At 73.8% G+C, this 23942-nt stretch carries 24 protein-coding genes; 13 read left to right on the top strand and 11 right to left on the bottom strand.

Annotated elements, in window-relative coordinates:
• Positions 1–102: 102 nt before the first annotated feature.
• Positions 103–3036, bottom strand: coding sequence for a helix-turn-helix transcriptional regulator (locus ACFZAU_RS20730; protein WP_500553381.1), 2934 nt, complete (start codon positions 3034–3036; stop codon positions 103–105).
• A 331-nt stretch (positions 3037–3367) separates the two neighbouring features.
• On the opposite strand from ACFZAU_RS20730, the gene ACFZAU_RS20725 reads away from it, so the two are divergent.
• The 4 genes from ACFZAU_RS20725 (at position 3368) to ACFZAU_RS20710 (ending at position 5581) form a co-directional block, all read left to right on the top strand.
• Entirely contained in the window at positions 3368–3745 is a 378-nt protein-coding gene (locus ACFZAU_RS20725) for a YidB family protein (RefSeq protein ID WP_500459844.1), read from the top strand.
• A 451-nt stretch (positions 3746–4196) separates the two neighbouring features.
• Positions 4197–4601: a VOC family protein gene (locus tag ACFZAU_RS20720; protein ID WP_500553379.1), complete on the top strand. Its 405-nt coding sequence runs from the start codon at positions 4197–4199 to the stop codon at positions 4599–4601.
• An 88-nt stretch (positions 4602–4689) separates the two neighbouring features.
• Positions 4690–4827, top strand: coding sequence for a hypothetical protein (locus ACFZAU_RS20715; RefSeq protein WP_500553378.1), 138 nt, complete (start codon positions 4690–4692; stop codon positions 4825–4827).
• Positions 4828–5224: 397 nt separating this feature from the next.
• The gene (locus ACFZAU_RS20710; RefSeq protein WP_500553377.1) at positions 5225–5581 is read left to right on the top strand and encodes an STAS domain-containing protein; all 357 of its coding nucleotides are present in this window, start codon (positions 5225–5227) and stop codon (positions 5579–5581) included.
• A 422-nt stretch (positions 5582–6003) separates the two neighbouring features.
• Here ACFZAU_RS20710 and ACFZAU_RS20705 read toward each other — a convergent pair whose 3' ends face one another.
• Positions 6004–6669, bottom strand: coding sequence for a nitroreductase (locus ACFZAU_RS20705; protein ID WP_500553376.1), 666 nt, complete (start codon positions 6667–6669; stop codon positions 6004–6006).
• 156 nt (positions 6670–6825) lie between these two features.
• Between ACFZAU_RS20705 and ACFZAU_RS20700 the strand changes: the two genes are divergently transcribed.
• Positions 6826–7479, top strand: coding sequence for an FMN-dependent NADH-azoreductase (locus ACFZAU_RS20700; RefSeq protein ID WP_500553375.1), 654 nt, complete (start codon positions 6826–6828; stop codon positions 7477–7479).
• A 139-nt stretch (positions 7480–7618) separates the two neighbouring features.
• On the opposite strand, the gene ACFZAU_RS20695 is transcribed toward ACFZAU_RS20700, so the two are convergent.
• The 3 genes from ACFZAU_RS20695 to ACFZAU_RS20685 all read right to left on the bottom strand — a co-directional run bounded on the left by ACFZAU_RS20695 (position 7619) and on the right by ACFZAU_RS20685 (position 9653).
• Positions 7619–7924 (bottom strand): MarR family winged helix-turn-helix transcriptional regulator, encoded by a 306-nt coding sequence (locus tag ACFZAU_RS20695; RefSeq protein ID WP_500553513.1) that lies wholly within the window; start codon positions 7922–7924, stop codon positions 7619–7621.
• Between the two features lie 54 nt (positions 7925–7978).
• Positions 7979–8686: a B3/B4 domain-containing protein gene (locus ACFZAU_RS20690; protein WP_500553374.1), complete on the bottom strand. Its 708-nt coding sequence runs from the start codon at positions 8684–8686 to the stop codon at positions 7979–7981.
• Positions 8687–8816: 130 nt separating this feature from the next.
• Positions 8817–9653: an EamA family transporter gene (locus ACFZAU_RS20685; protein WP_500553373.1), complete on the bottom strand. Its 837-nt coding sequence runs from the start codon at positions 9651–9653 to the stop codon at positions 8817–8819.
• 133 nt (positions 9654–9786) lie between these two features.
• Here ACFZAU_RS20685 and ACFZAU_RS20680 point away from each other — a divergent pair, with 133 nt between their 5' ends.
• Positions 9787–10371 (top strand): helix-turn-helix domain-containing protein, encoded by a 585-nt coding sequence (locus tag ACFZAU_RS20680; RefSeq protein WP_500553372.1) that lies wholly within the window; start codon positions 9787–9789, stop codon positions 10369–10371.
• Between the two features lie 37 nt (positions 10372–10408).
• On the opposite strand, the gene ACFZAU_RS20675 is transcribed toward ACFZAU_RS20680, so the two are convergent.
• Positions 10409–11470 carry a hypothetical protein gene (locus tag ACFZAU_RS20675; protein ID WP_500553371.1) on the bottom strand — a complete coding sequence of 354 codons (1062 nt, stop codon included), beginning with the start codon at positions 11468–11470 and terminating at the stop codon, positions 10409–10411.
• Positions 11471–11618: 148 nt separating this feature from the next.
• Here ACFZAU_RS20675 and ACFZAU_RS20670 point away from each other — a divergent pair, with 148 nt between their 5' ends.
• A complete protein-coding gene (locus ACFZAU_RS20670; protein ID WP_500553370.1) occupies positions 11619–12047 on the top strand; it encodes a pyridoxamine 5'-phosphate oxidase family protein in 429 nt (142 codons plus the stop codon).
• 113 nt (positions 12048–12160) lie between these two features.
• On the opposite strand, the gene ACFZAU_RS20665 is transcribed toward ACFZAU_RS20670, so the two are convergent.
• Entirely contained in the window at positions 12161–13084 is a 924-nt protein-coding gene (locus tag ACFZAU_RS20665; protein ID WP_500553369.1) for an NADP-dependent oxidoreductase, read from the bottom strand.
• 237 nt (positions 13085–13321) lie between these two features.
• A complete protein-coding gene (locus tag ACFZAU_RS20660) occupies positions 13322–13960 on the bottom strand; it encodes an HD domain-containing protein (protein WP_500553368.1) in 639 nt (212 codons plus the stop codon).
• Between the two features lie 134 nt (positions 13961–14094).
• Here ACFZAU_RS20660 and ACFZAU_RS20655 point away from each other — a divergent pair, with 134 nt between their 5' ends.
• From ACFZAU_RS20655 to ACFZAU_RS20645, 3 genes are all read left to right on the top strand, one after another.
• Complete coding sequence (locus ACFZAU_RS20655) at positions 14095–15066, top strand: GlxA family transcriptional regulator (RefSeq protein ID WP_500553367.1); 972 nt, start codon at positions 14095–14097, stop codon at positions 15064–15066.
• Between the two features lie 238 nt (positions 15067–15304).
• Positions 15305–16177, top strand: coding sequence for an NAD-dependent epimerase/dehydratase family protein (locus tag ACFZAU_RS20650; protein WP_500553366.1), 873 nt, complete (start codon positions 15305–15307; stop codon positions 16175–16177).
• A 106-nt stretch (positions 16178–16283) separates the two neighbouring features.
• Positions 16284–16856: an LOG family protein gene (locus tag ACFZAU_RS20645; protein WP_500553512.1), complete on the top strand. Its 573-nt coding sequence runs from the start codon at positions 16284–16286 to the stop codon at positions 16854–16856.
• A gap of 12 nt (positions 16857–16868) precedes the next feature.
• On the opposite strand, the gene pdxR is transcribed toward ACFZAU_RS20645, so the two are convergent.
• Positions 16869–18320, bottom strand: coding sequence for a MocR-like pyridoxine biosynthesis transcription factor PdxR (gene pdxR / locus ACFZAU_RS20640; protein WP_500553365.1), 1452 nt, complete (start codon positions 18318–18320; stop codon positions 16869–16871).
• A 47-nt stretch (positions 18321–18367) separates the two neighbouring features.
• Between pdxR and ACFZAU_RS20635 the strand changes: the two genes are divergently transcribed.
• The 3 genes from ACFZAU_RS20635 (at position 18368) to ACFZAU_RS20625 (ending at position 20935) form a co-directional block, all read left to right on the top strand.
• Positions 18368–18868, top strand: coding sequence for a carboxymuconolactone decarboxylase family protein (locus ACFZAU_RS20635; RefSeq protein ID WP_500553364.1), 501 nt, complete (start codon positions 18368–18370; stop codon positions 18866–18868).
• A gap of 187 nt (positions 18869–19055) precedes the next feature.
• Complete coding sequence (locus tag ACFZAU_RS20630; RefSeq protein WP_500553363.1) at positions 19056–19937, top strand: MIP/aquaporin family protein; 882 nt, start codon at positions 19056–19058, stop codon at positions 19935–19937.
• An 11-nt stretch (positions 19938–19948) separates the two neighbouring features.
• Positions 19949–20935, top strand: a complete 987-nt coding sequence (locus tag ACFZAU_RS20625) for an SLAC1 family transporter (protein WP_500553362.1) — start codon at positions 19949–19951, stop codon at positions 20933–20935.
• A gap of 19 nt (positions 20936–20954) precedes the next feature.
• Here ACFZAU_RS20625 and ACFZAU_RS20620 read toward each other — a convergent pair whose 3' ends face one another.
• Both ACFZAU_RS20620 and ACFZAU_RS20615 read right to left on the bottom strand, forming a co-directional pair.
• Positions 20955–21995: an alpha/beta fold hydrolase gene (locus tag ACFZAU_RS20620; RefSeq protein ID WP_500553361.1), complete on the bottom strand. Its 1041-nt coding sequence runs from the start codon at positions 21993–21995 to the stop codon at positions 20955–20957.
• A 483-nt stretch (positions 21996–22478) separates the two neighbouring features.
• Complete coding sequence (locus ACFZAU_RS20615) at positions 22479–23654, bottom strand: TDT family transporter (protein ID WP_500553360.1); 1176 nt, start codon at positions 23652–23654, stop codon at positions 22479–22481.
• Between the last annotated feature and the right edge of the window lie 288 nt (positions 23655–23942).

The raw sequence follows: 23942 nt of genomic DNA, 5'->3' as shown, positions 1-23942 counted from the left end.
GTGTGCGACCGGGCCCGGCCCCGGCTCGATTGGTCGGATGCGGGATTTAATCCCGCCGCGCGCGCCCGGGCTTTTCTTCGTGCCCGGGGCGGCCCGCGGAATTCACTCGTCGACCGGGGACGGTTGCCTCAACTCACCGACCAGACCCGACTCGACCACCCTGATCGCGAGCGCCGTCCGCGACGTCACGTGCAGCTTGCGCATCGCCGACCTGACCTGACTGGCGACGGTCTGCGCCGACACCACCAACACGTCAGCGATCTGACGGTTCGTCATACCCTCGACCAGCAGGCGGGCCACCTCCAGCTCGCGCGGTGACAGCCGGTCGCCGTACCCGGGACGTCCTCGGCCTCGCGCCGCCGCGGGGGCGTCCCCGGCCCGTGTGCCGAGGAAGCGGGTGATGCGGTCGGCGTCGTAGTGGGCGCCGAGTTCCGACAGCGCCCGCGCGACCTCGGACAGCAGCGGCAGCCCGGCCTCGTCCCGGCCGTCGGCGAGCAGGCAGCGGGCGGAGCGCTCCCGGGCGAGCAGGGCGTCGTACGGGCGCGGCAGCGCCTCCCACGCGGCCGCCGCCCGGCGGAACAGCGCGGCGCCCTCCGCGAGGCCTCCACCGGCTTCCGCCACGATGGCGCGGCACAGGAGCAGGGACGCCTGCGGCGCGGGGGCGTCCCGGTCGCCCAGGGCCGCGGCGAAGGTGTCCACCAGGTCGGCGGCACGGCCGAGCCGGCCGGCGGCGACGAGGGCCGCGACGCGTGCCGGGGCGAAGTCGACGGCGCGGGACCAGAGTCCGCCGCCGACGGCGATCTCGGCCGGCTGGTCGGTGAGGCGGAGCGCTCCGTCGACGTCGCCGTCGCGCAGGCACAACTGGGCGAGCGCGGCGGCGGCTTCGATGCGTTGCTGGTCGTCGCGCCCGGCGAAGCGCAGATGCTCCTCCGCCGCCTCCCGGTCCCCGGCGGCGGCCCGCATCAGGCCGGCCACCAGGGCCGCCTCGCAGCGGTCCTTCAGCCGTACGCCGCTGTCGTCGTCGACCAGGCGTGCCGTCCGTTCGGCGAGTCCCGGCCAGGCGCCGGTGAACCAGTCGAGGTGGGCCCGGGAGGAGGCGATGCTGTCGAGGTAGTCCAGCAGCTGGTGGCGTTCCGCGAGTGCCCGGGCCCTGGCCAGTCGCGCCCCGGCCTCGTCGTACCGTCCCCAACGCATCGCTTCCTCACCGACGTTGGTGTGGCCGATGGCGACGATGGACGCCTCCCGCGGGTCCAGGACGTCGTCCGGTATCCGCCGGGCCGCCTCCCAGCCGCTCTCCTCGCCGAGCATCAGCAGCGCGAAGGCGCGTTCCACGGACAGCCGCAGCCGGTCCAGGGAGGCCATCGACCGTGCCGGGGGCGGTGCCTCCCGCAGCCACCGCAGGTGTTCCGCCACCGGCCGCGCGTTCCCCAGGGGCAGGGCGAGCAGGACGCGGGCGCGCGCCGCCTCCGGTGAGTCAGGCGGGAGATGGGGCACCGCCGCGAGGACCTCGCCGCGCCCAGCCTCGATCTCGCCGGCCACCATGAGCACCCGGCCGATCTGGAAGCGGAGCATGGCCTGCTGACCGGGCGTCAGGAGCTGGCCGGCGAGGGCCGACCGGAGCGAGTCGATGGTCCGCGAGTACGGGTCGGAGCCGGGCAGCGCCTGGAACTGGATCTTCGTCACGAGTCGCACCAGCGACTCCGCGGGGAGGGCCACGCCGGTGACCAGGCTGTGCAGCAGCAGAGCCGAGGTGGCCACGTCCCCGGACTGGAGGCAGAGCTCGGCCGCCCGCTCGGTGTACCGGCACGCCGGGCCCGCCTCGCCGGCCAGCCGGAAGTGCCGGGCCAGCTGTGCCACCGGCGGCACCGGCCACCGCTCCAGCGCCCGGCCCGCCCGCAGGTGCATGCCCCGCCGCTCCTCGGCCGGGATGGCGTCGTACACGGCGTGGCACGCCAGCGAGTGGCGGAACGACCACTGCCCGGGCCTGTCCTCACGCAGCAGGCCGCCGCCGAGCGCTTCGGCGGCCGGCGCGGCGAACCCGTCGTCGGGCAGGCCGGTGACGGCCCTCAGGGTGGCGTGGTCGGCCGGGCCCGAGAGCACCGACACCGCGTAGAGGACGGTGCGGGTCGCGGGCCGGAGCCGCTGGACGCGTTCGAGCATGGCGTCGCGGATCGTGGGCGGCACCTCGATGCGGTCCAGCCGGCGCCGTGCCCACCCGCCGTCCCGGTGGACCAGGTCGGCCCGGTCGTGCATGAGCCGTACCGACTCCTCCACCGCCAGCGGCACGCCGTCGGTGCGGGCGTGCAGGAACGCCGCGAACTCGGTCGAGACAGGGCCCCCGGTGAGCATCGACGACACCAAGGAGGCGGTCTCGCCGACGTCCAGGGGCTTCAGCGTCAGCCTCACCAGGTGCGCGCCGGCGGGCGGCCGCGAGGTCAGCCGCAGCAGCAGGGAATCGGCCGGCACTTCCTCCCGCCGGTAGGTCAGCACCACGCTGAGCGCCTGCGGCCGGCGGGAGAGCAGGAAGAGCAGGAACTCCAGCGTCGCCTCGTCGGCCCAGTGCACGTCCTCGATCACCAGCACCGCGACGTCGAGCCGGCCGAGGAGTTCGACGAAGGCGCTGAAGAGCCGGTGCCGGGCGGCGGTCGCGTCCTCCAGCGGCTCCGGCGCCGGGGGCAGCTCGTCGGCCCACTCGGGGAACAGGGGCCGCAGTGCGCCGCCCAGCCCGCTCAGCCGGAGCCTGGCAACGTTGTCAACGCCGCCACGCACGGCGTCCACGACCGCGCCCAGCGTGTACGGCACCCGCAGCTCCGGGCAGGCCCCGACCAGGGAGCGCCGCCCGCGTTCGGCCTGGACCGCCAGGAACTCGCGCAGCAGCCGGGTCTTGCCGATGCCGGCCTCGCCGTCGAGCAGGACCACCGCGGGGGTCCGCCCGAGCGCCGAAGCCAGCGTGTTCAGCTCCACGTCCCGGCCGACCAACCGCGGCGCGGACAGCGCCGGCAGGTCACCGACTTCGGTACGGACCCGTCCAGCCACCCTCGTGCCCCCTCAGTCGACCGCCGCCGCGCCAGTGCCGACCCTATCCGCGGGAGATCATCCGGGTGGCGGCATCGGCTCGGACAGTTGAACGACGGGTGATCCGGGGCCCCGCCGGAGCCCCCCCGGGAGCCCGGCGCGTCACCCGTTCGGCGTAATCGGCACGGCGGCCCGGGGCACCTCGTGCTGGCCTGGAAGGGGGTGTACGAGCGAGGCGACACCGTGCGCGACCTGCGACAACAGCATGTCGGCCCACCCCCGATGCCGACCGGCGCAGCGTCCCCCAGCGCCGCGCGTCGCCCGCGAAGACCACAAGCACGGGAGCAACCCCATGGCTGACCCCACCAGGAGCAGCGGCGGCGGCATGATGAGCGAGCTGCAAGCGCTGCTCGAAGGTGCGACGAAGTTCCTGAGCGACAGCGGCCTCAAGGGCGTCGTCGACTCGTGGCTCGGCAACGGCCCCAACGAACCGGTGACCACCAAGCAGATCGAGAACGCGTTCGGCGCCGACAAGGTCGCCGAAGCCAGCAGGCAGGCGGGCGTGAAGCCCGAGGCCCTCGCGGCGGAGCTGCCCGAGGTCATCGACAAGGCGTCTCCCGACGGCAAGATCGACGTTCGGAGCAGCAGCATCGAACCGTCCTCCATCGACGACCACAAGAAGTCGGTCATCGACGCACTGGGCCACTCGTTCGGCGACCGCCGCGGCTGACCGCCGGCATGGACGGCAGACAGCCGGAGGGCCGGCATCACCCATCCGTGACGCCGGCCCTCCCACGACCACCTCGGGGTGCATCCGCGATCCAAGTCCCCCGCCTCCGGGGTGGGTTCCGGCCGCTCCTCGCCGGGCGAGCAGGCGAATCGGTACGGCCTTGAACTGAAGAACGGCGCCGTCCGCCTCTTCGCGGTCAGGAATCCGGAGGGGCACCCCGACTTCGTGCCCCGCGAGGACGAGATGAAGGCGCCCTTCGGCGTCAACGCTCCCGCGTACGCCCACGCGATCCTGACCACCCGCGAATTCCTAAGCCGATGGCCTCATGAGCGGACGACCGGCCCTGCCGTGACGACCCGCGCGGCGAACCCCGGGGAACCGCCGGAGGGCGCGTCCGCGTCATCCGGATGGAGTGGACGGCCGCCCGTCGCGCCAGCCTAGACTGCCGGGCATGGCATGCCGCATCAGCGAGTTGGTCATCGACGCCGCCGACCCCGAACGGCTCGCGGCGTTCTGGAGCGAGGTCCTCGGCTACGTCGAACTCGGCCGGGAGGACGACGGAAGCATCGAGATCGGGCCGGCCGACGCCGGCTTCGGCGGTCCGCAGCCCACCCTCGTCCTCAGCCCCAGCAGCGATCCACGGGCCGCGAAGCTCCCGCTGCACTTCGACGTCAACGCCACCGACCGCGACCAGGACGCCGAGTTGGAGCGGCTGCTCGCCCTCGGCGCCACGCACGCCGACGTCGACCAGACCGGCAGCGAGGCCTGGTACGTCCTGGCCGACCCGGAGGGCAACGAATTCTGCCTCCTGCGCCGACGGCTGCGGCCCCTGCCCCCGCCCGCCCCGGCCGGGTGACGGAGGCGTACGGCCGCGGCCCGGAGGTCACCGGAACTCCGGTGGGCGCGGGCACTACGATCGCGCGCAGGGAGGGAAGGTGGAATCGATGGGACATGCCGTCGCCGCGCTCATCTACGGAGTGCCCGTTCTGGCGGGCCTGGCCCTGATCGTGGCCGCGATCGCGATCCCGCGATGGCGCCGCAGCGCGGTCGCCGCGATCGAACGCGACGAGGCCGTTCGGTAGAGGTGAGTGGGGGCTGCCGGGCCGAGGGACCGGGTGGGGGGCGGACGCGTCGCGCCGCGGATGACCCGTACGTAGGGTCAGGTCCTCGCTCGGGCGTTCGCACCGACCCCTCGACGACCCGTGCCATCGCAGCATGGCGGGACCGGCGCTCACAAGGAGGCCGAATGCCATGACGGCAGTCAAGGCGGTCTGGTACTTGTGGCGCCGGTGTGCAAGGGTCGAAATGACCAGCCTGGCCTGGTGAGGGACCCCGCGCTACCACATGGTCACGACGAGTGGCCGACGGATGGTACGGGTGGTCTTACTCGACTGTGGGCGGCACCAAGTCGCCTGCTTTACGGCCGCTTTCCGAGCGGGAGCCGACCGTGAGGGGCTCTGACCCGAACGGTGGCCTCCCATGCGACGTGCAGGCATCAGTGTCAGAGAAGTATCCACGCGGACGACCATCAGGCTGACCGGCGAACTCGACCTCGAGACGTGCCCCGGCATCACGGCGGTCACGGACGCGCTGCGCCTGGAGGGCAGGACCCTGCGCGTGGACCTCACGGGCGTCACGTTCGTCGGCTCCACCAGTCTCAACATGCTGCTGAACCTCCGCCTCCGCGCCGAGGCCGAGAAGGGCGCGCTCGAACTCACCGGCCTGCGGCACCAAGCAGAACGCGTTCTCGACCTCACGGGGACACGGGACCTGTTCCGCATCCTCCACCGCGCCGAACCCGCGGCCCCCGACAGCGCGGTCGGCGCCTGCTGTTGAGGGCTCGCGGCCCGCCGCTCACGCGACGTCACCCAGGCGCCGAGGGGGCGTTTCCGCGCCGAGTGCGGCATCCGGCAGGAAGGCGACCGCCCCTCGGACTAGGCTCCCGACGAGCACCGCCCGACACGCCGACCAGCGAACGTGGAGCGCTGACCATGCCCGAGACCCGCCTCAAGTGTCGCGACGCCTCCTCGGCCGCCGCTGTCGTGGCCGCCGGGACCGCGCCCGGCGACCCGCGCCACACCGTCCGGCAGGACGGCCGGCACGTCGTCATCGCGTACACGGACGCGGAGTGGCCCTTCGACGTCGCCGAGTGGGCGGCCCTCGAGGGATACGCCAGCGAGAAGGCCGCGGTCCGGGTCATGGCCCGGCTCCAAGCACGCCCGGACCTGCGCCGCCGGCCGCGGGGCGCCGTCCGCCCCTCAGTTCCCCAGCAGGGTGACCGTCTCGTCCAGCGGCGCCCGGCCCGTACGGGCGGACGCGTCCGACGCGTCCTCGAATCCGATCGACATGCCGCAGAAGAGGATGAGCCCGTCCGGGGGTGACAAGATCTCCGCGACCGTCGCGTGGTACTTCGCCCACGCCATCTGGGTGCAGCTGTGCAGCCCCTCAGCGCGGAGCAGCAGCATCACGGTTTGCAGGTACATGCCAACATCGGACCACTGGGGCCCGCCCATGTCGCGGTCGATGTAGCAGAACAGGGCGACGGGCGCGCCGAAGCACTGCCAGTTGGCGGAGGCGGCCCTGTGGCGCGCCTCCTGATCCTCGCGCGCGATGCCGAGCGCGCCGTAGCGCTGCTCGCCGAAGGCGGCTCGGCGCTCGCTGTAGGGGGGCTTCAGTGCGGGCGGGTACTGCTCGTACTCCGGCTCGTCCCAGGGTTCACCGGCGGCCAGGCGCTCACCGGCCCGCTTCTTCAGCAGCTCCAGCGGCTCGCCGGCCAGCACGTAGACGTGCCAGGGCTGCAGGTTCGACGCCGACGGCGCCCAGGCCGCGGTCGTCAGCACCCGTTCCAGCACCTGCCGCGACACGTGCTGGTCGCGGAATGCGCGCACAGCCCGCCTGCTCGTGACGGCCTCATAGACGTCCATGGATGCGCTCCCCTTCGTCGGCGCTCATGATCGTTACCCTTGGTACTGTAGTACGTGAGATAGTTTCATTCAACACGGTAGTGTGTTTGACTACCTCGGGTACGAACCCGCTGCCCGCGGTGACCACCCCGGGCCACCTGCCTTTGGAGCACGTCCATGGCCACGCTGTTGCACCTCGACTCATCCGTCTTCCCCGGTGAGGCCTCCTCCTCCCGTTCGGTCGCCGCCGCGTTCCGCAGGGCGTGGCAGGAGGAGGACCCGGAGGGCAAGGTCGTCCACCGCGACCTCGCCGCCGACCCGGTGCCGCACATCACCGCCGACGCCTGGTCCGCCGGCTTCCACGCACCCTCCGAGCACAGCCCGGAACAGGCGGCCGCGTTCGCCACGCGCCTGCAGCTCATCGAGGAACTGGAGCGGGCCGACGCGCTCCTGATCGGTGCCCCCATGTACAACTTCACGATCCCCTCGACCCTGAAGACCTGGCTGGACAGCGTCATCGTGCCCGGCCGCACCTCGGGTGAGAGCCCGTCCGCCCAGGGCAAGCCGGTCCTCGTCGTAGCCAGCCGGGGCGGCTCCTACGTTCCGGGCACTCCGCGTCACGGCTACGAGTTCGTGCAAAATTACCTGGAGGCGGTGCTGCACGGCTCGCTCGGCCTGGAGGTGGACTTCATCGTGCCGGAGCTCACGCTGGCCCCCCGCAATCCGGCCATGTCGGAGCTGATCCCGCTCTACGAGGCCTCCCGAAGGCGCGCGATCGAGGACGCCGGCGTCAAGGCCAGGGAGATGGCGAAGCGTCTCTCCGCCGCGTGACGCGGTAGCCCCGGCGCCCCGACCCGCCCCGGCCGTCCCGTCGCTCGCCCGCGCCGCGCCGCGCCCGGCGAGCACCCCTCGCCGACGACGGCGCTCCGTCCGGCGGGGCGGCAGGCGTGGGCCCGGGGCGCCGCGCGCTCTACGCTTCGCCGCCCCCCGGATGCGCGAAACGGGTCAGCAGTTCGCCGAGCAACTCCGGTTCACCGGGGCCCAGTTCGGCGACCAGGCGCTCGGCCGTCGGCGCGGCGGCCGTATGCGCCGCGTCGAAGAGCTCCATGCCCTGCGGTGTGATCTCCACGGCCCGCACCCGCCGGTCCCCCGGGACGGGCTTGCGCACGGCGAGCCCCTTGCGCTCCAGGTCGTCCACGACCCGCATGATCCCCGCCTTGTCGGTTCCGGTCGCGACCCCCAGGTCGCGCTGCACGGTCGGACCCCGGTCGGCCAGCCATGATTCCGTTCGATACCGTCTCGACCGACACCGAACCGCCTCCGCGACCGTCTACACGGAGACCCGTGGCCGCGCCGCCGTGAGGTGGTGCACGGCGGTCTCACCGGAGTGGAGGGCCAGCAGGCCGCGCAGTTCCTCGGCGGCGGCCTCGAGGAGGTCGCCGTCCCGCGAGCCGTGGAGGGTCTCGAGGATGAAGACGGCCCTCGTGGAGTCCTCGGTGACGCGGGTGTGGTGGGCGTCGCGGTGGTTCCAATGGCGTGTCAGGACCCGCTCGGCGTCCGCGTAGACGATCTCGCCGGGCTTCGGGTGCTCGACGGTGCCGGGTTCGCCGAGCGGGGTGAAGGTCTCCGTGCCGTCGGCGGGGCGGATGACGACGTCGCCGGAGACGTTGTCCAGGTCGAAGGCGCCGGCGGGCAGCCCGTGGTGGGCGGAGACGGCGTTGTACGTATCGACCGCGGGGTTGATGCGGGGCAGCGCGCCCCGCTTCGCGAGGCGGCGGCCGAGCGCGTCCACGCTGGGGCGGACACGGCGGGGGTTGGTGCCGAAGGAGCGGTAGGCGGTGTGCCAGGCCTCGACGCGGGGGTCGGTCTCGTCGGCGGGGTGCCATGTGCCGTCCCCGAGCCGCCGTTCCAGGTCCTCCAGGGTCGCGGTGGTCCGGGGCCAGGGTTCACGGCCGCGCAGTCCGGTGGCGGTGACCAGGGCGATGAGGGTGTCGGGGAACGCGTCGGCGACGGCGGGGTCGAGGCTGAAGGCGGTCATGTGCGGGGCTTCCGTTTCCTGGGTCGTGACGGGTATCGGGACGGGTCTCGGGTCGGGGCTTCGGGGGGCGCTGCGGGGCGGCGTTCCGGGGCCGGCGTGGTGGGCGTGGCCGTGCGGCGCGCGGGCTCGGTCAGGTCAGTGCGAGGAGGCCGACGGCCGCGGCGGCGGTGCCCATTCCGACGAGCTGGCCGCGGTGGATCCGTTCGTCCAGTACGCCGCGGGCGAGCAGGACCGTCCCGGCCGGGTAGAGGGCGGTGATCACGGCGACGACCGCCAGGTCGCCGCTGCGGGCGGCGAGCAGGAAGAGCAGGTTCGCCAGCGAGTCGAGTCCGCCCGCGGTGGCCGAGATCGCGTACGCGGGACGCTCGGGGCCCAGCGTGCGGGACAGCGCGCCGGCCGCCGCCAGGGTGACCGCGGAGGTGACCGCCCGGCCGACGATCAGCGGCGCGATGCCGCTGTCGGAGGGCGCCTGGTGCAGGCAGACCAGCTGGAGGGCGATCGCGGCGCCGGCGCCGAAGGCCATCAGCAGGGCGGTACGTGAGGGCCGCGCGGCCCCGGCCCCGTGGCCCGCACTGACGAGCACCACCGCCAGCAGCGCGAGGGGCAGGCCCACCAGGCCGGCCGGGCCCAGGTGCTCCCCCTGCAGCAGGCCGACCCCGACCGGCAGCACAGCGGAGACCAGGGCGGTCACCGGGGAGAGCACGTTCATCGGGCCGATCGCCAGCGTCCCGTAGAGCAGGGCGAACGCGGCGGCGGAGGCGACCCCGGACGCCGCGCCCCAGGCCGGCGCCCCGCCGCTGAAGGACGCGTCGAGGAACGGCCAGAGCAGCAGCTCGACGACGAGGCCGGCCGGGGCCGCGACCGTCACGGCGCGCAGCACATGGGCCTTGCGCGCGCCGAGGCCGCCGAGGAAGTCGGCGCATCCGTAGGCGAGCGAACTGCCGAGGGCCAGCAGCAGAGCGATCACGGCACATCCCTTACCATTCAGTGGAACGACCGAACCGTACATCGGATCGACCGCCACAGGCCAGTCAACCGACCGGACGGTTCATTCCACTGGTACGCCGACGATCGACGAAGACGGGAAACGGGGACGACGGATGGCCGAGGCCGAGACAGCACTGCGGACGCTCGCACACAACGTCCGGGCCGCCCGGACCCGGGCCGGCCTGTCCCTGGACGAACTCGGCCGCCGCGCCCAGGTCAGCAAGGGCGCGCTGGTCGGGCTGGAGAAGGCCCAGGGCAATCCGAACTTCGCCACGCTGGTGCGGCTGGCCGACACCCTCGGCGTCTCCGTCTCGGCACTGATGGAGGGCGGTTCCGAGGGCCGTGTCCGGGTCGTGTCCGCCGACGCCCTGACCCCGCTGTGGACCGGTGAGAAGGGCGGCCAGGCCCGCCTGATGCTGACCACGTCGGGGCCGGCCCCCGTCGAGGTGTGGCGCTGGCGGCTGGAGCCGGGCGAGGAGTACCCCAGCCACCCCCATCAGGCCGGCGTGGTGGAGACCGTCAGCGTCACCCAAGGCCGGATGACGCTGGTCGTCGACGGTACCGAGCACACCGTTGAGGCCGGGCAGACCGCCACCTTCGAAGGCGACGCGGCGCACGCCTACCGCGGTGCGGGCACGGAGACCTGCCACCTGATCATGACGGTGCACCTGCCGCCCGGCCCGCCCGCCGGCGCCTGAGGACGCGGGTCACGGGGGCGCCGAGGTCCGCGGCGCGTCAGCCGCCGGCCGAGGTGCGGGCGAACCAGGTGCGCGCCTCTTCGACGGGCAGGACGCGGGTGAGCTCGGCGGCCCCCGGGAGCAGCGGGAAGAACCGGTCGGCGGACCAGGCGCGCTCGTACTCGGGCGCGTCCAGCACGAGCAGGCGGCGTCCCTCCACCACGGGGATGTCGTCGGGCAGGCCCTCGTTCCAGATCCGCTCGCCGTCCGGGGCGAGGAGTTCGAAGGCCCCGATCGCGACGGCGTCGGTACGTCCCCGGGCCCGCCCGGGGTCCGTGGCCAGGCGGACGCTCTCGGGCGTGGGCGGGGTGCCGGGCACATGGCCGCCGCCGACGAGGACGTGGGCGAGCAGGGTGTGCAACTGGTGGTTGTCGCCGATGCCGCCGATGCGCACCTCGAACGCCCTCTTGGTGGGCCGGTGCAGCACGACCAGGGGCTCGTCGTCCAGCACCGACAGCGCGTGGACCAGGCACTTGAGGTCGTGCCGTTCCAGCGCGGCCAGTTCACGGGAGGCGGGGAGGCAGGTGGCCGCGTACCGGCGACGCACCTCCGCGCTGCGGCACAGCACCGCCAGCGCCGGCGGCTGCCACTCCTCGACCGAGCACCAGGCCAGCGCCAGGCGGGTGGCCTCGTGGGGGTCGCCGCCCAGGCGGGCCAGAAGCGCGTCGTCGATGATCTTCCCGTCGGGCTCGGGCAGTTCGTCCTCGGCGCCGCCGGACGCCGTCCAGCGGCGGGCGAACTCCATGGCGTCGAGCAGGTCCTGGTGGACGCCGCCGAGAACGGGCTCCGCGCAGGCCATCGGGTCGGCCCCGCTCTCGACGCAGAAACCGGCCGCCATCGCCAGCAGCGGCCGTGGGCCGGTGGGCGGGAAGGAGGGGATCAGAGCCGCCAACCGGGGCCCCGCCAGGACGCGTTCGGCATCCCCGGCCTGCTGTACGCCATCGATCGTGGCGGCGAAGGCGCGCTCGGTGCGGGCACCGTCGCGGGCGGCGACGGCCTCTTCCAGCTCCGTCACGACGGCGCCGAGGTCCGCGGACTTCTGCTTCCTCTTGAAGATCACCGGCACACCCTAGGCCAGGGGTGTGCCGACCGTCACCAGCCGGCGGCCGTGGCCCGAGCGGCCGTCAGGGGGGGTTGCCGGACCCGGCGCCCTGTCCCCCGTGCACGCGAGCGGAGGCACCGTCAGAGGGCGGGCCTACAGTCGGGGCATGGAACTTTCACGCGAGGAACGGGAGAGCTTTCTGTCCGAGCCGCACGTGGCGGCGCTGGGTGTCGCGGCCGGTGACGATCGCGGCCCGCTGATGGTCCCGATCTGGTACTCCTACGAGCCCGGCGGCCTGCCGTGGATCCTCACCGGCGCCGGCTCCCGGAAGATGACGCTGATCAGGGCGGCGGGCCGCTTCAGCCTGCTGGTACAGCGCACCGAGCCGACGCCCCGGTACGTCTCGGTCGAAGGACCGGTCACCGAGGTGACCGAGGGGAGCGGCGCGCTCCACCGCGCGATGGCCGGACGCTACCTCTCGGGTGGGGTCCTCGACAGGTTCGTGGCCATGGCGGAAGAGGAACTCGCCGATCACGTCGTGGTGCGCATGCGGCCGGAACGCTGGCTCTCCGCCGATCTGGGCACGGTCGACTGACCTCCTCCGGGGTGGGCAGCCCTCCGGGCCGGACGGAACCGTCCGGCCCGCGGGGGCCCGCCTCCCGCGGGCCGCGTGCGGCGCCGTCCGCGCAGCGAACCGCGCGCCCGGGCTCAGTCCTCGGCGATCTTGATGATCGTCTTGCCGGGAAGGCGGCGCCCGACGCGGGCGAAGGCGTCGGGGGCCTCGGCCAGCGGCCGCACGTCACCGACGACCGGCTTGAGCCGTCCGTCCCGCACCCGCCGGACGAGGTCGACGAGACGGGCCTGGTCGACCTCGACCACGAAGAACACGGCCCGGCCCCCTTCGGGTCGGACGGTCGGCGGCTCCGCGATCGTGACGACCGTGCCGCCGGTCCGCACCAGCGCCGTCGAGCGCTGGAGGATGTCGCCGCCGAACACGTCGAGGACGAGGTCCACGGCCCCGACGTCCTCGAGCCGGTCGTTCTGCAGGTCCACGAAGACGTCCGCGCCGAGGCAGTGGGCGGTGTCCCGGTCGGCGGCGCGGCCGGTGCCGATCACCCGGGCGCCCGCCTCGTGCGCGAGTTGCACGGCGAGGGACCCGACGCCGCCGGCGGCACCGTGGACCAGGACGGTCTGCCCCGCCTCGAGACGGCCGTGCTCGAACAGGGCCTGCCACGCGGTCAGTCCGGAGATCGGCAGCGCCGCGGCCACCGTGTGGTCGACGTCCGCGGGCAGCGGAGCGAGGTTGCGGGTCTCGACGGCGACGTACTCGGCCAGGGAGCCGTTGCGCGCCCAGTCAGCCAGGCCGAACACCCGCTGGCCCACGGTCAGGCGCGTGGTGCCGTAGCCCAGTTCGGTCACGACGCCCGACAGTTCGTGCCCGGGCACGGTCGGCGTGCGGTCGCGGCCGGCCCGGTCGGTCCAGGTGGCCGGCCAGTCGAGTTCCCCCGGGGTGAAGCCGGCGGCGTGCACCCGCACGATGACGTCGTTCTCGGCGGCGTGCGGGTGGGGCAGGTCCGTGAGGGCGAGCCCGCCGACGCCGGCGTCACGGTCCCGAACGGTGATGGCTTGCATGAGGTTTCCTTTCCGGGGGTTTCTCGAAGGGTGGCGCGGCGGCGTGCCGTCGGCGTCGTGACCGGGAGTCCCCACCGCTCCCGGTACAGGGGCTGGACCGGCGAGGGCGCGCTCCCCCTGGCCGCCGTCGCCACGGTGGCGGTGGCGAGCACGGTGCAGGTGGCGCCCCGCCCGGGGCGACGGCCGCAGTGGTGCGGACCTGCCGATCGCATCGTGTCGCCTTCCGTGGCCGCCTGCTCAGCTCGGCCAGGGAGCGCCGAGGATGCGCTCGACCGTGGTCGTGCGGCGGAAGCCGGGCACGAAGTGCTCCAGCACGTCCGAGTTCACCGTCCCGTTCGTGGTCTCCGGGCGGTGCTCGAGGCCGTCGACGAAGGCCTGCAGGAACTGGTTCTTGAAGTCGCCCCGCGGGTGGACGGCGGTGACCTCCTCGACCCGGGCGGGGTCCAGCTCGTCCAGGCCCAGGCCGAGCACGTCGGTCAGCACGCCGAGATTCGTGAGGGCGATCTCCGGGCCCATGCGGTCGGGGATCCCCGGCGTCGTGTGCAGTGCGATGGCGGTCCAGACCGTGTCGGCTGCGGCGGCCGGGAATCCGTGGTCCAGCATGAAGGTCCGCGCGTGGTCGGCCCCGTCGACCTCGAACCGCTGCTCCGCGTCGGAGAACGGCGTCATCAGTCCGGTGTCGTGGAACATCGCGGACAGGTAGAGCAATTCCGGGTCGGGCTTCAGGCCGAGCCGGTGGGCGTGAATGGCACCGAAGACGAAAACGCGCCGGGAGTGGTGGTAGATCAGGGGGCTGGTCATCTCCTCGACGAGGCGGGTCGCCTGGTCGGCCGCGGCCGTTTCGGGAATCTCCACCCCGGCGATGGTCTCGGTCATATCTGCACTTCCTCACCTGCGCGTGTTATCAATGGAAGGTGTTTCCGTCTTCCACACTGCCGACCACCGGGCCTTCCGCGCCACCCCGGTCGGGCCACGGTCCACACCTTTCCGGACGGGCGGGGAACGGGCCTGTGGACGCGGCCGCGCACCGGGTCGTGATCCTCGTCTACGACGGGGTGACGCTGCTGGACATGGCCGGCCCCGCGGAGGTGTTCGCGGAGGCGAACCGGCTCGGCGCGGGCTACGAGGTGGTGCTGGTGTCCCCGACCGGGGAGGACGTCACCTCGTCCATCGGGGTCCGGATCGCGGTCGCCGGCGCCGCCACCGACGCGGCTCCCGACACGCTGGTGGTGCCCGGCACGGACCGCTACCCCCGTAACGCCATCGGCCGTGACCTGGTCGAGGCGGCACGGGCGCTGGCGGTCGAGGCGGACCGGACCGCTTCCATCTGCACCGGGGCGTTCGTGCTCGGCGCGGCGGGCCTCCTGGACGGCAAGCGCGCGACCACGCACTGGAAGGTCACCCACGAACTCGCCGCCCGGTGCCGTACGAGCAGCGTGGTGCCCGACGCGATCTACGTCCGGGACGGCGCCACCTACACCTCCGCGGGCGTGACCGCCGGCATCGACCTCGCGCTGGCCCTGGTCGAGGAGGACCACGGCCCCGACCTGACCCGTGACGTCGCCCGGTCCCTCGTGGTCTACCTGCAGCGTTCGGGCGGCCAGTCGCAGTTCTCGGCGCCGCTGCAGGGGCCCCCGCCCCGGTCCCCGTCCATTCGGAGGATCGCCGACCTGGTGACGGCCGACCCCGCTGGGAACCATTCGGTCGGCGAGCTCGCCGAGCACCTCAATGTGAGTCCCCGGCATCTCACCCGGCTCTTCCGCGACGAAATGTCCACGACGCCGGCCCGGTACGTGGAAACGATCCGGTTCGACATGGCAAAGGCATTGCTCGACCAGGGGCACACCGCGACCCAGGTGGCATCGCTGGCCGGCTTCCCGAGTTACGAGAGCATGCGCAGGGTTTTCGCGAAGAGGATGGCCATCAGCCCCGCCGCATTCCAGCGCAGGTTCCGGACGGCTCATCGAGCCGAACCGGCATGACGCCGAGGCCGAACCGGGAATTCGCCGACGCGGGGCGATCCGACCGGCGAGGTCCGCGCGGCGGGAGGGAACGCGAGGCTCAGCCACTCCGGTGGTGATCGCCGTGGGCCCATTGGTCCGCCCTTTTCGACCCGGAATGGATCGGTCACCCGTACCACTGGCGCCGTAGCGTGGCCAGTACGACAAGGGGCCGTCCACTCCGAAGGGACGACTCCGCTCGATCACAGGAGCGTTGACCATGCGTGTCTTCGTTGCCGGCGCCACTGGCGCGGTCGGCCGTCAGCTCGTTCCGCTGCTGCTGGCCGAGGGGCATCACGTCACGGGCGTCTCACGGAGCGAGGCGGGTGCCCAGCGCATCCGGCGGCAGGGGGCGGCTGCCGTACGGGCGGACGTGCTTGACCGGGAGGCGCTGCGGCACGTCGTCGCCGAGGCCGCGCCGGACGCGGTCGTGCACCAGCTGACCGACCTGGCGGCCGCGGACGGGGAGGCGACGGACCGGCTGCGGCACGAGGGGACGGGCAACCTGGTGGACGCGGCCGTGGCCGCGGGCGTGACCAGGATCGTCGCCCAGTCGATCGCCTGGGCCTACGTGCCCGGAGAGGGGCCGGCGGACGAGGGCACCCCCTTCGACACCGGCGCGGCGGCGCCGCGCGGGCGGATGGTGGAGGGCGTCCGGGCCCTGGAGGAGAAGGCCGGCGAGATGGGGGCCGCGGTGCTGCTGCGGTACGGCATCCTCTACGGCCCGGGCACCTGGTACGCGCCGGGAGGGCCGGTCGCCGCGGCGCTGGCCGGGGACGCGTCCGCCCGTTTCCTGGGGAGCGTCGTGGCCGACCACTCCGTGATGTCGTTCCTCCACGTCGCCGACGCCGCCCGCGCCGCCGTCGCCGCGCTCGGCTGGCCCTCGGGCCCCGTCAACATCGTCGACGACGAACCCGCGCAGGCCCGCGAGTGGCTGCCGGCGCTCGCCCGTGCCCTGCGCGTGCCGGTCCCCGAACCCGTACCGGGGCGCCTGGACTGGGCGCGCGGCGCGTCCAACCGGCTGGCCCGTTCCCGCGGGTGGCGGCCCGAACACGCCTCGTGGCGTTCGGGGTTCGCGGCGCACCCGGCCTGAGGCCCCGGGCCGCGGATTGGTCCGTGATCGCGCCCCGCGATTGGACCACGTCCGAGGATGCGCCCCGCCGTAGGTTCGCGCCATGACGGCAACGGCTCCCGCCCCCATGAACATCTGCGTCTTCCTCTCCGCCGCCGACCTCGACGAGCACCACACGCGGCCGGCCCGCGAGTTCGCGCGGCTCCTGGGCGCGGGAGGCCACACCCTGGTGTGGGGCGGGTCCGACACCGGGCTGATGAAGGTGGTCGCCGACGCCGTGCGGGAGTCGGGCGGCCGTCTCGCGGGGGTCTCGGTCGGCTTCCTGCGGGAGTGGGCGCGGCAGGACGCCGACGACATGGTCTTCGCCGAGGACCTCGCCTCCCGGAAGGCGCGGATGCTCGCCGCGGCCGACGCCGTCGTCGTGCTGGCCGGTGGCGTGGGCACCCTGGACGAGGTCACCGAGGTCCTGGAGCTGCGCAAGCACGGGCTGTACGACAAGCCCGTCGTGCTGCTGAACACGGCGGGCTTCTACGACGGCCTGGTGCTCCAGCTCCGGCGGATGGACGCGGAGGGCTTCCTCCCGCTGCCCCTGGCGGACCTGGTCTTCGTCGCCGACACCGGCGCCGCCGCACTCGCCCACCTGGAGGGTCGCCCCGGGACGGCCCGCGGGGCCGCCCCCGTGGAGCGGACCGGCGGCTGAGCGCCCGCGGGCCTACGGCAGCACTCCGCAGAGGGTGTCCAGCGCGCCGGTCCACGCGCTGTCCGAGGGCGCCGCGTAGTTGACCACCAGGGCGTCCCGCCCGGGCGGGCGCCGGCCGGGGCCTGTCGCTTCGTGGGCGAACTCCCGCAGCCCGCTCACCGCGAGTCCCCGCCCGGCCGCGGCCCGGACGACGGAGGTCTCCGTCCCCCGGGGGAGTTCGAGGACGACCTGCAGCCCCGCCGCCATGCCGGTCGCGCGCACCCCGGGGGCCCGCTCCGCCAGGGCCGCGACGAGCTGGTCGCGGCGGCGCCGGTAGCGCTGCCGCATCGACCGCACGTGCCGGTCGTAGGCGCCCGAGACGATGAACTCCGCGAGCGTCAACTGCTCGAGCGTGCTGGACATGTAGTCGCCGAACCCCTTGGCCTCCACCACCTCGGGGACCAGGCCGTCCGGGACCACCATCCAGCCCAGCCGCACCCCCGGCGCGAGCGACTTGCTCGCCGAACCGAAGTACACCACCCGCAGCGGGTCCAGGCCCTGCAGGGCGCCCACGGGCCGGCGGTCGTAGCGGAACTCCCCGTCGTAGTCGTCCTCCAGGATCAGGCCGCCCGTCTCCCGGGCCCAGGCGACGGCGGCCGTACGCCGCTCGGGGCTGAGGGCGACTCCCGTCGGGTACTGGTGGGCGGGGGTCAGCAGCACCGCGCCCGCACCCCGCAGTCCGGGCAGGTCGCCGGTGCGGGCGCCGTGCCCGTCGACGTACAGGGGCGGGGTCCGCAGGCCGGCGCTGGTCAGCAGGTCGCGGTAGAGGTCCAGGCCGTACTCCTCGACGGCCACCGCCGGCACCCCACGCGTCGTGAGCACCCGCGCCATGAGCGCCAGTCCGTGGTGGAAGCCGGAGCAGACGACGATCCGTCCCGGCTCGGCGTGGACGCCGCGGGCCCGCGCCAGGTAGTCCGCGAGGGCGGCGCGCAGTTCCGGCCGCCCGCGGGGGTCGCCGTAGCCCAGGGCGTCGTTCGGCGCGGCGGTCAGGGCCCGGCGGGCGGCGGCGAGCCACTGGGTGCGGGGGAACCTCGCGAGGTCCGGCGCGCCGGGCTGCATGGCGTACCTGGGGCGCGGGGCCCGCGGCCTGACGGGACCGGTGACGGGAGCACCGGCCGGGGGGCCCTGCGGCTCCGCCCGGGGTGCCACCCGGGTCCCGGAGCCCTGCTGGGCGGTGAGCCAGCCCTCGGCGACCAGTTCCGCGTAGGCCTCGACGACGGTGTTGCGGGACACGCCGAGGTCCGCGGCGAGCGTACGGGAGGGCGGCAGACGGGTGCCGGGCGCCAGGCGCCCCGTGCGCACGGCCTCCCGCAGGGCGTCGGTGAGGCCCGTGCGCAGCTTCGTCCCGTGCAACTCCAGGTGGAGGTCGGCGCCGAACGAGGAGGACGGCGGTTCGGCGGCGGAATTGGTCTGGGGATCGCTCATGGAATTGGACCATACTCCCGTACCACCTCACGCCTAGCGTTGCCGGCATGACGATGAACGAAGCACACGAGAACACCATCCGTCTTCCGGAGCACACGGCGCGCATGGACTGGGCGAAGCTCGCGCCCGAGGCCTTCAGGGCGCTGGTCCGTCTGGACTCGGCGGCGGGCCGCGGCGTCGACGCCGGCCTGCTGCACCTGGTGAGGATCCGCGCGTCGCAGGTCAACCACTGCGCCTTCTGCCTGGACATGCACAGCAAGGACGCGCTGGCCGCCGGCGAGTCGGCGGAGCGGGTCGTCCAGCTCGGGGCGTGGACGGAGGCGAAGCACTTCTACACGGCACGGGAGATCGCCGCGATCGAGCTCACCGAGGCGATCACGGTGGTGACGGACGGGTTCGTACCGGACGGGGTGTACGCGAAGGCCGCCGAGCAGTTCGACGAGACCGAACTGGCGCACCTGATCGCCGCGATCGTCGCGATCAACGCCTTCAACCGCATCGGTGTCTCCACCCGCATGGTGCCCGGCCACTACACGCCGGGCGCCTGAGCCGCCGCACGCCGGTCCGCCGCACGCCGGCCCGCGGCGCGCATGACCTTCCACGCGCACGACCTTCCACGCGCCCGGAACGCCGGGCGCCCGAGACGCCCGGGGCCGGGCGGACGTCAGGTCCCGGGCGGACGTCCGCGCCCGGCGGGCATCCGTCCCCGGCGGGCACACTGACGAGGAGACCACCGTGGGTACCGCTCCCCCTTCCGCAGGCCGGACGCTCCGGCCCCTGGCGCGCGCCGCCGACGAGTTCGTGCTCACGACCGTCCTGCTGTTCCTGGCCGTGACGGTCGTGCGATGGCTGCGCGACCCCGGCTCGCCGCTGTGCGTCGCGGACCTGCGCGTCGCCCTCGTCGCCATCGGGGCGATCAGCGGTGCCGTCCTGACCGGCCTGATCCTCAGCCCGGCCGGGCGGCGCAGCGGGGGCCACACGAACCCCGCCGTCACCGTCGCCCTGTGGCTGATGAATGCCTTCCCGGGCCGGCACGTGCTGCCGTACGTGCTCGCCCAACTGGCCGGATCGGCCGCGGGGACGGGCCTCGCACGCCTGGTGTGGGGCCGGGCGGTCGGGTTCCCGTCCGTCTCGTACGCCGCGATCCGGCCCGCCCCGGCGTGGCAGCCGCTGCCGGTCCTCATCGCGGAGGTCGCAGGCATGCTCGGGCTGACCCTCGTCATCGCCTTCTTCGTGCTGCGCCCGCGCTTCGTCCGGGCTCTGGCCCCCGTCATCGGCCTGTCCGTGGGGGTGGTGATCGCCACCCTAGGCCCGCTCAGCGGGGGCTCGGTCAACCCGGCCCGGCAGTTCGGTCCCGCGGTCCTCTCCGGACAGACCACCGACCTCGCGATCTACCTGCTCGCACCCGTCCTCGGAGCGGCCCTCGGGGCCGGGATCCACCGGGTGTCCGTCCGGCTGTTCCTCACCGGCTCCGGCCTCCGGCCCGCGCCCGCATCCGTGCCCGCATCCGTGCCCGCGTCCGTTCCCGCGGGTCCGCCGGCGGGTCCGGGTTCCGCGAGGGACGCGCAAGCGGCCGCCGTCGTCCGGCAAACCACCGAGGGCAAAAGGGTGAGATAGTTCCCCATACCATGACAAAATGGCCGATTCCCCTGAACCTGTTCGGCATGCCCTTCGGTCTCGTCGGCCTCGCGGACGCCTGGCTCGTCGCCGCCGGCGCGGGCCGAGCGCCGCGGGGCGTGGCGGACGGGCTGCTGATCCTTTCGGCGGCCGTGTGGGTGCTGGTGACGGTCGCCTACCTCAACCACGCGCTGCGGACCCGTTCCCTGGCCCGGGACCTGACCGACCCGGCGGCCGGGCCGTTCGCGGCCCTGTGCGTGATCGTCCCGATGGTGATCGCCGCGAACGGCCTGTACGCCCACGCACCGACGGCGGGACGGGTGGTGACGGACGTGTTCCTCGTGCTCACCGTACTGCTCGGCGCCTGGTTCACCGGTCAGTGGATCTACGGGCGGGTCGACCTCGACCGGTTCCACCCCGGCTACTTCCTGCCGACGGTCGCCGGCGGCCTGCTGGCCGCGGCATGCGCGGGGGCGGTGGGGCAGCAGCGGCTGGGCCAGGTGATGTTCGGGCTGGGGACGGTGTGCTGGATGATCCTCGGCTCCGTGATCATGGGACGGCTGCTGTTCCGCCCGCTGCCGCCCGCCCCGCTGCTGCCGACGCTGGCGATCGAGGTCGCCCCCGCCGCCGTGGCCAGCCTCGCCTACTTCACGCTCTTCAACGACGCCATCGACGGGGTCTCGGCCTTCCTCGGCGGCTACGGACTGCTGATGGTGCTGGCCCAGCTCCGGCTGCTCCCGGCCTACCTGAAGCTGCCCTTCATGCCGAGCACCTGGGCCTTCACCTTCAGCTGGGCGGCCGTCGCCGCCGTCGCGGTCCACTGGGTGGAGCGCCAGCGCACGCCCGGGGCCGCCGCGTACACCTACGTGATCCTCGCCGCGATCACCGTGCTCATCGGCGGCATCGCCCTGCGGACCGTGGTGGCCCTCGCCCGGCGTCAGCTCCTGCCCCCGGCGCCGCCACCGCAGGCGACCCAGCCGCAGGGCGGCGGCGCCTGAGGCCCGTGGAGCCTGGGGCCTACTTCTGCAGGAAGGACTGCAGCAGGTTCGTCACTTCCTGGGGCTTCTCCTCCGTCACCCAGTGGCCCGAACCCTTGATCACGCGCCCGTCGACGCGCACGGCGTAGTCCCTCCACTGGTCGGCGATCCTGCCGCCGAACGACCCCTGCCCGCCGATCGCCAGGACCGGCATCCTCAGCTTGCCCTCGGCCAGGAACTTCTTGTTCTGGTCGACGTCACCGCGCAGCTCGCGGTACATCTTCATCCAGGCGAGCGTGCGGCCCGGTTCCTTGAGGTAGTGGGCGTAGAAGTCGTAGTCGGACGGCGTGAACGCGGACTTGTCCACCAGGAGTTCGCCGACGAAGCCCTGGACGAAGACCCGCTCGTGGCCGGAGATGAGCTGCTCGGCGAGCGGCAGCTGGAACAGGCCGAAGTGCCACATCGACGGGGTCTTCGGGTTCGCCTCCAGAGCCGGGAAGCGGTACAGGCTGTCGTCCGGGATGGGAGCCTCCATCACGGCCATCCGGCGGACCTCCCGCGGCCACTGGGCCGCGTAGGCGTAGCTGACCCACAGGCCGACGTCGTGCCCGACGACCTGGACGCCGTTGTTCAGCTTCAGCTTCTTCAGCAGTTCGTGCACGTCGTCGGCCATCTGCGCCTTCGAGTAACCGCCCTTGGTGACCTCGGAGTTGCCGGCGCCGCGAAGGTCGACGGCGATCACGGTGTGGTTCTTGGAGAGCGGGCCCATCTGGTCCCGCCACTCGGCCCACGACTGGGGGAAGCCGTGGATCAGCACGACCGGTGAGCCCTTGCCGCCCCGCAGGTAGTGCATGCGGAAGCCGTTCACCTCGGCGTACCGGGACGTGAAGCCGGACGGGGGTTTCGCCTGCGGGAAGTCCGAGGGCGACGGTGACCTCGCCACGGCCGCGTCCTGCCCGCTGCCGTCGTCCCGCCCGACGGCGCTCGCGCTCGCGTCCGGGGAGACCAGCAGGACGGCCGCCAGCACCGCGAGGAGCGCGACGAACCGGTGGCCGAGGCCCCTTCTCGCTGGGACATCCATGATTCACCCACCTGAAGTCATCATGCGATACACGTCGTTGGGCCGCCGGCCGCCCACCGGCGCGCGCTCACGGCGGAAGCGGCCCGCGGAATCCGGGCAGCGCGCAGGCGCGTTCCCCCGCGCGTCCCTCGTCCTCCCCGTGCGGCGGTGAACACCGCATGTGCGGGAGCGACGTGACCGCGCTCCGGGCTGTGCCCGCCACCGGAGGCAGAGCTGGACATCGGCCCTACCGCACCATCATGAGCACAGCCCGCGGGGATACGCCATTGGGGGGAAACATCCAGGTCGGGAGGCGTGCGCCCCCGCCGGCCGGAGGCCTCCGCGCGCTCCTCGGCCCTGGGACGGCGCCCCGCGCAGGGCTGCGTTCCGCCGGCGGGTCCGGCTGGGGGTGCCCGGTGACACAGACGCAACATGTGGCGCCGCGCACCCCGGCAGCCGGAACGCCGGTCCCCGGTGGTTGGCGGTCGTCGCCGCCTGCCCGCGTCACGCCGCGGGCCCCTGACCCGGACGGTGCCGGGGCGACCGCCGGGCGACGTGTCCGGCGGCGTGGCGAAGCGAACGCCACGTCACCGCCGCCCAGGCCGCCGCGAGCAGGACGTAGAGCGCCACCGCCGTCCACACGAGGAGCTGGGAGCCGGTGCGGGCGGCGAGGACGCCCGTGCCGGTGACGCAGGCGCCCTGCGGGAAGATGAAGGACCACCAGGTGGGCGCGAAGGGCAGTCCCGCCCTCAACTGCCGTACGGTGAGCGCGGTGGCGAGCGCCAGCCACAGCATCGCGAAGCCCCACAGCCCGATGCCGCCCAGGAGTGCGAAGGCGGCCGCGCCCCGAGCGGACGGGCCGGGCAGCGCGCTCGGCGCCGCCGTGGCCAGCGTGCCCATCGCCGTCACCGCCTGGTCGATCGCGCCCAGGCCGATCCACACCGTGGGCACCACGGCCCCGGTGGGCGCGTCGTGGTGGACGAGCCGGCTGTAGACCATCGCCAGCACCAGCAGCACCGCCACCAGGCCGAGCCCGAGCATCGCGTAGCACGCGAGCAGCAGGGCCAGCCGGGCCTGCCCGGCGGGGGCGTGCGGGACGAGCAGCGCGCCCGTCGCGGCGGAGACCAGCGGCGGCACCACCGGCATCAGCCAGCCGCCGAACGCGGCGTCCGGGGCGAAGCGGTGCCGGGTGACCATCAGGTAGGGCACGGCGCAGGCCGTGACGAGGCCGAGTGCGGTGCCCAGTGACCACAGCACCCAGTCGGCGGTCAGGGCCGCGCGAGCGCCGAACAGCCGTCCGCCGAGCAGCAGCGCCCCGGCCCCCACGGTGAGCAGGGCCATCGGCGGGGCGCCGAGGAACTGCGCCAGCGCCGGGTCCGCGGCGTGCGTCCGCAACGCCCGCTGCCGCAGGTAGCCGGCGACGAGGAGGGCCAGGAGCAGCGCGGCCCCCGCCCAGACCACCGTGGCGGCGTCACGCAGCCACGGTGAGCTGCGCGGCAGCGTCACCGCGGCGTTGGCGACGATCCCGGTGCCCATGACGGCGGCGAACCAGCCCGGGCCCAGATGGGGGCGCCGCGTCCCGGTCCGCGCGCCCGGCCGGGCACGTGGGGTGGCGTGCCGGGGTCCCGGGTCCCTCGGGGGCAGCAGGAGGGTCCGGGTGTCGCTGGGCTCGGATGTCACGGCGGAGAACGCTTCTTTCCTCGGATCGGGGATCGCCGACGGCACTCGGCGGAACGGCACCCCGGCCCGGCGGCTCACGGGCCGCGGCCGAAGCCGTGGGCTCGTCGGCGACCCTCCGACGTTACGGTGACACCCGGCTCCCACCGCATCACAGCGTGTGCCACGACGCCCTCACTTCGGGACGTCGGCCTCTTGCGCCGGACCGGTGCCGTGGGTAAGGGCCGGGGGCGCCCCGGTGCGAGGTCCTGATGTGACGCCTCCCGGGCACGTCGCGCTCTCCGCGCCGGT

This window comes from Streptomyces sp. NPDC008238 (assembly GCF_042956445.1).
Taxonomy (GTDB): domain Bacteria; phylum Actinomycetota; class Actinomycetes; order Streptomycetales; family Streptomycetaceae; genus Actinacidiphila.
Note: the sequence above shows the minus strand (reverse complement) of the source record. Positions and strands in the feature narration are given on the sequence as shown.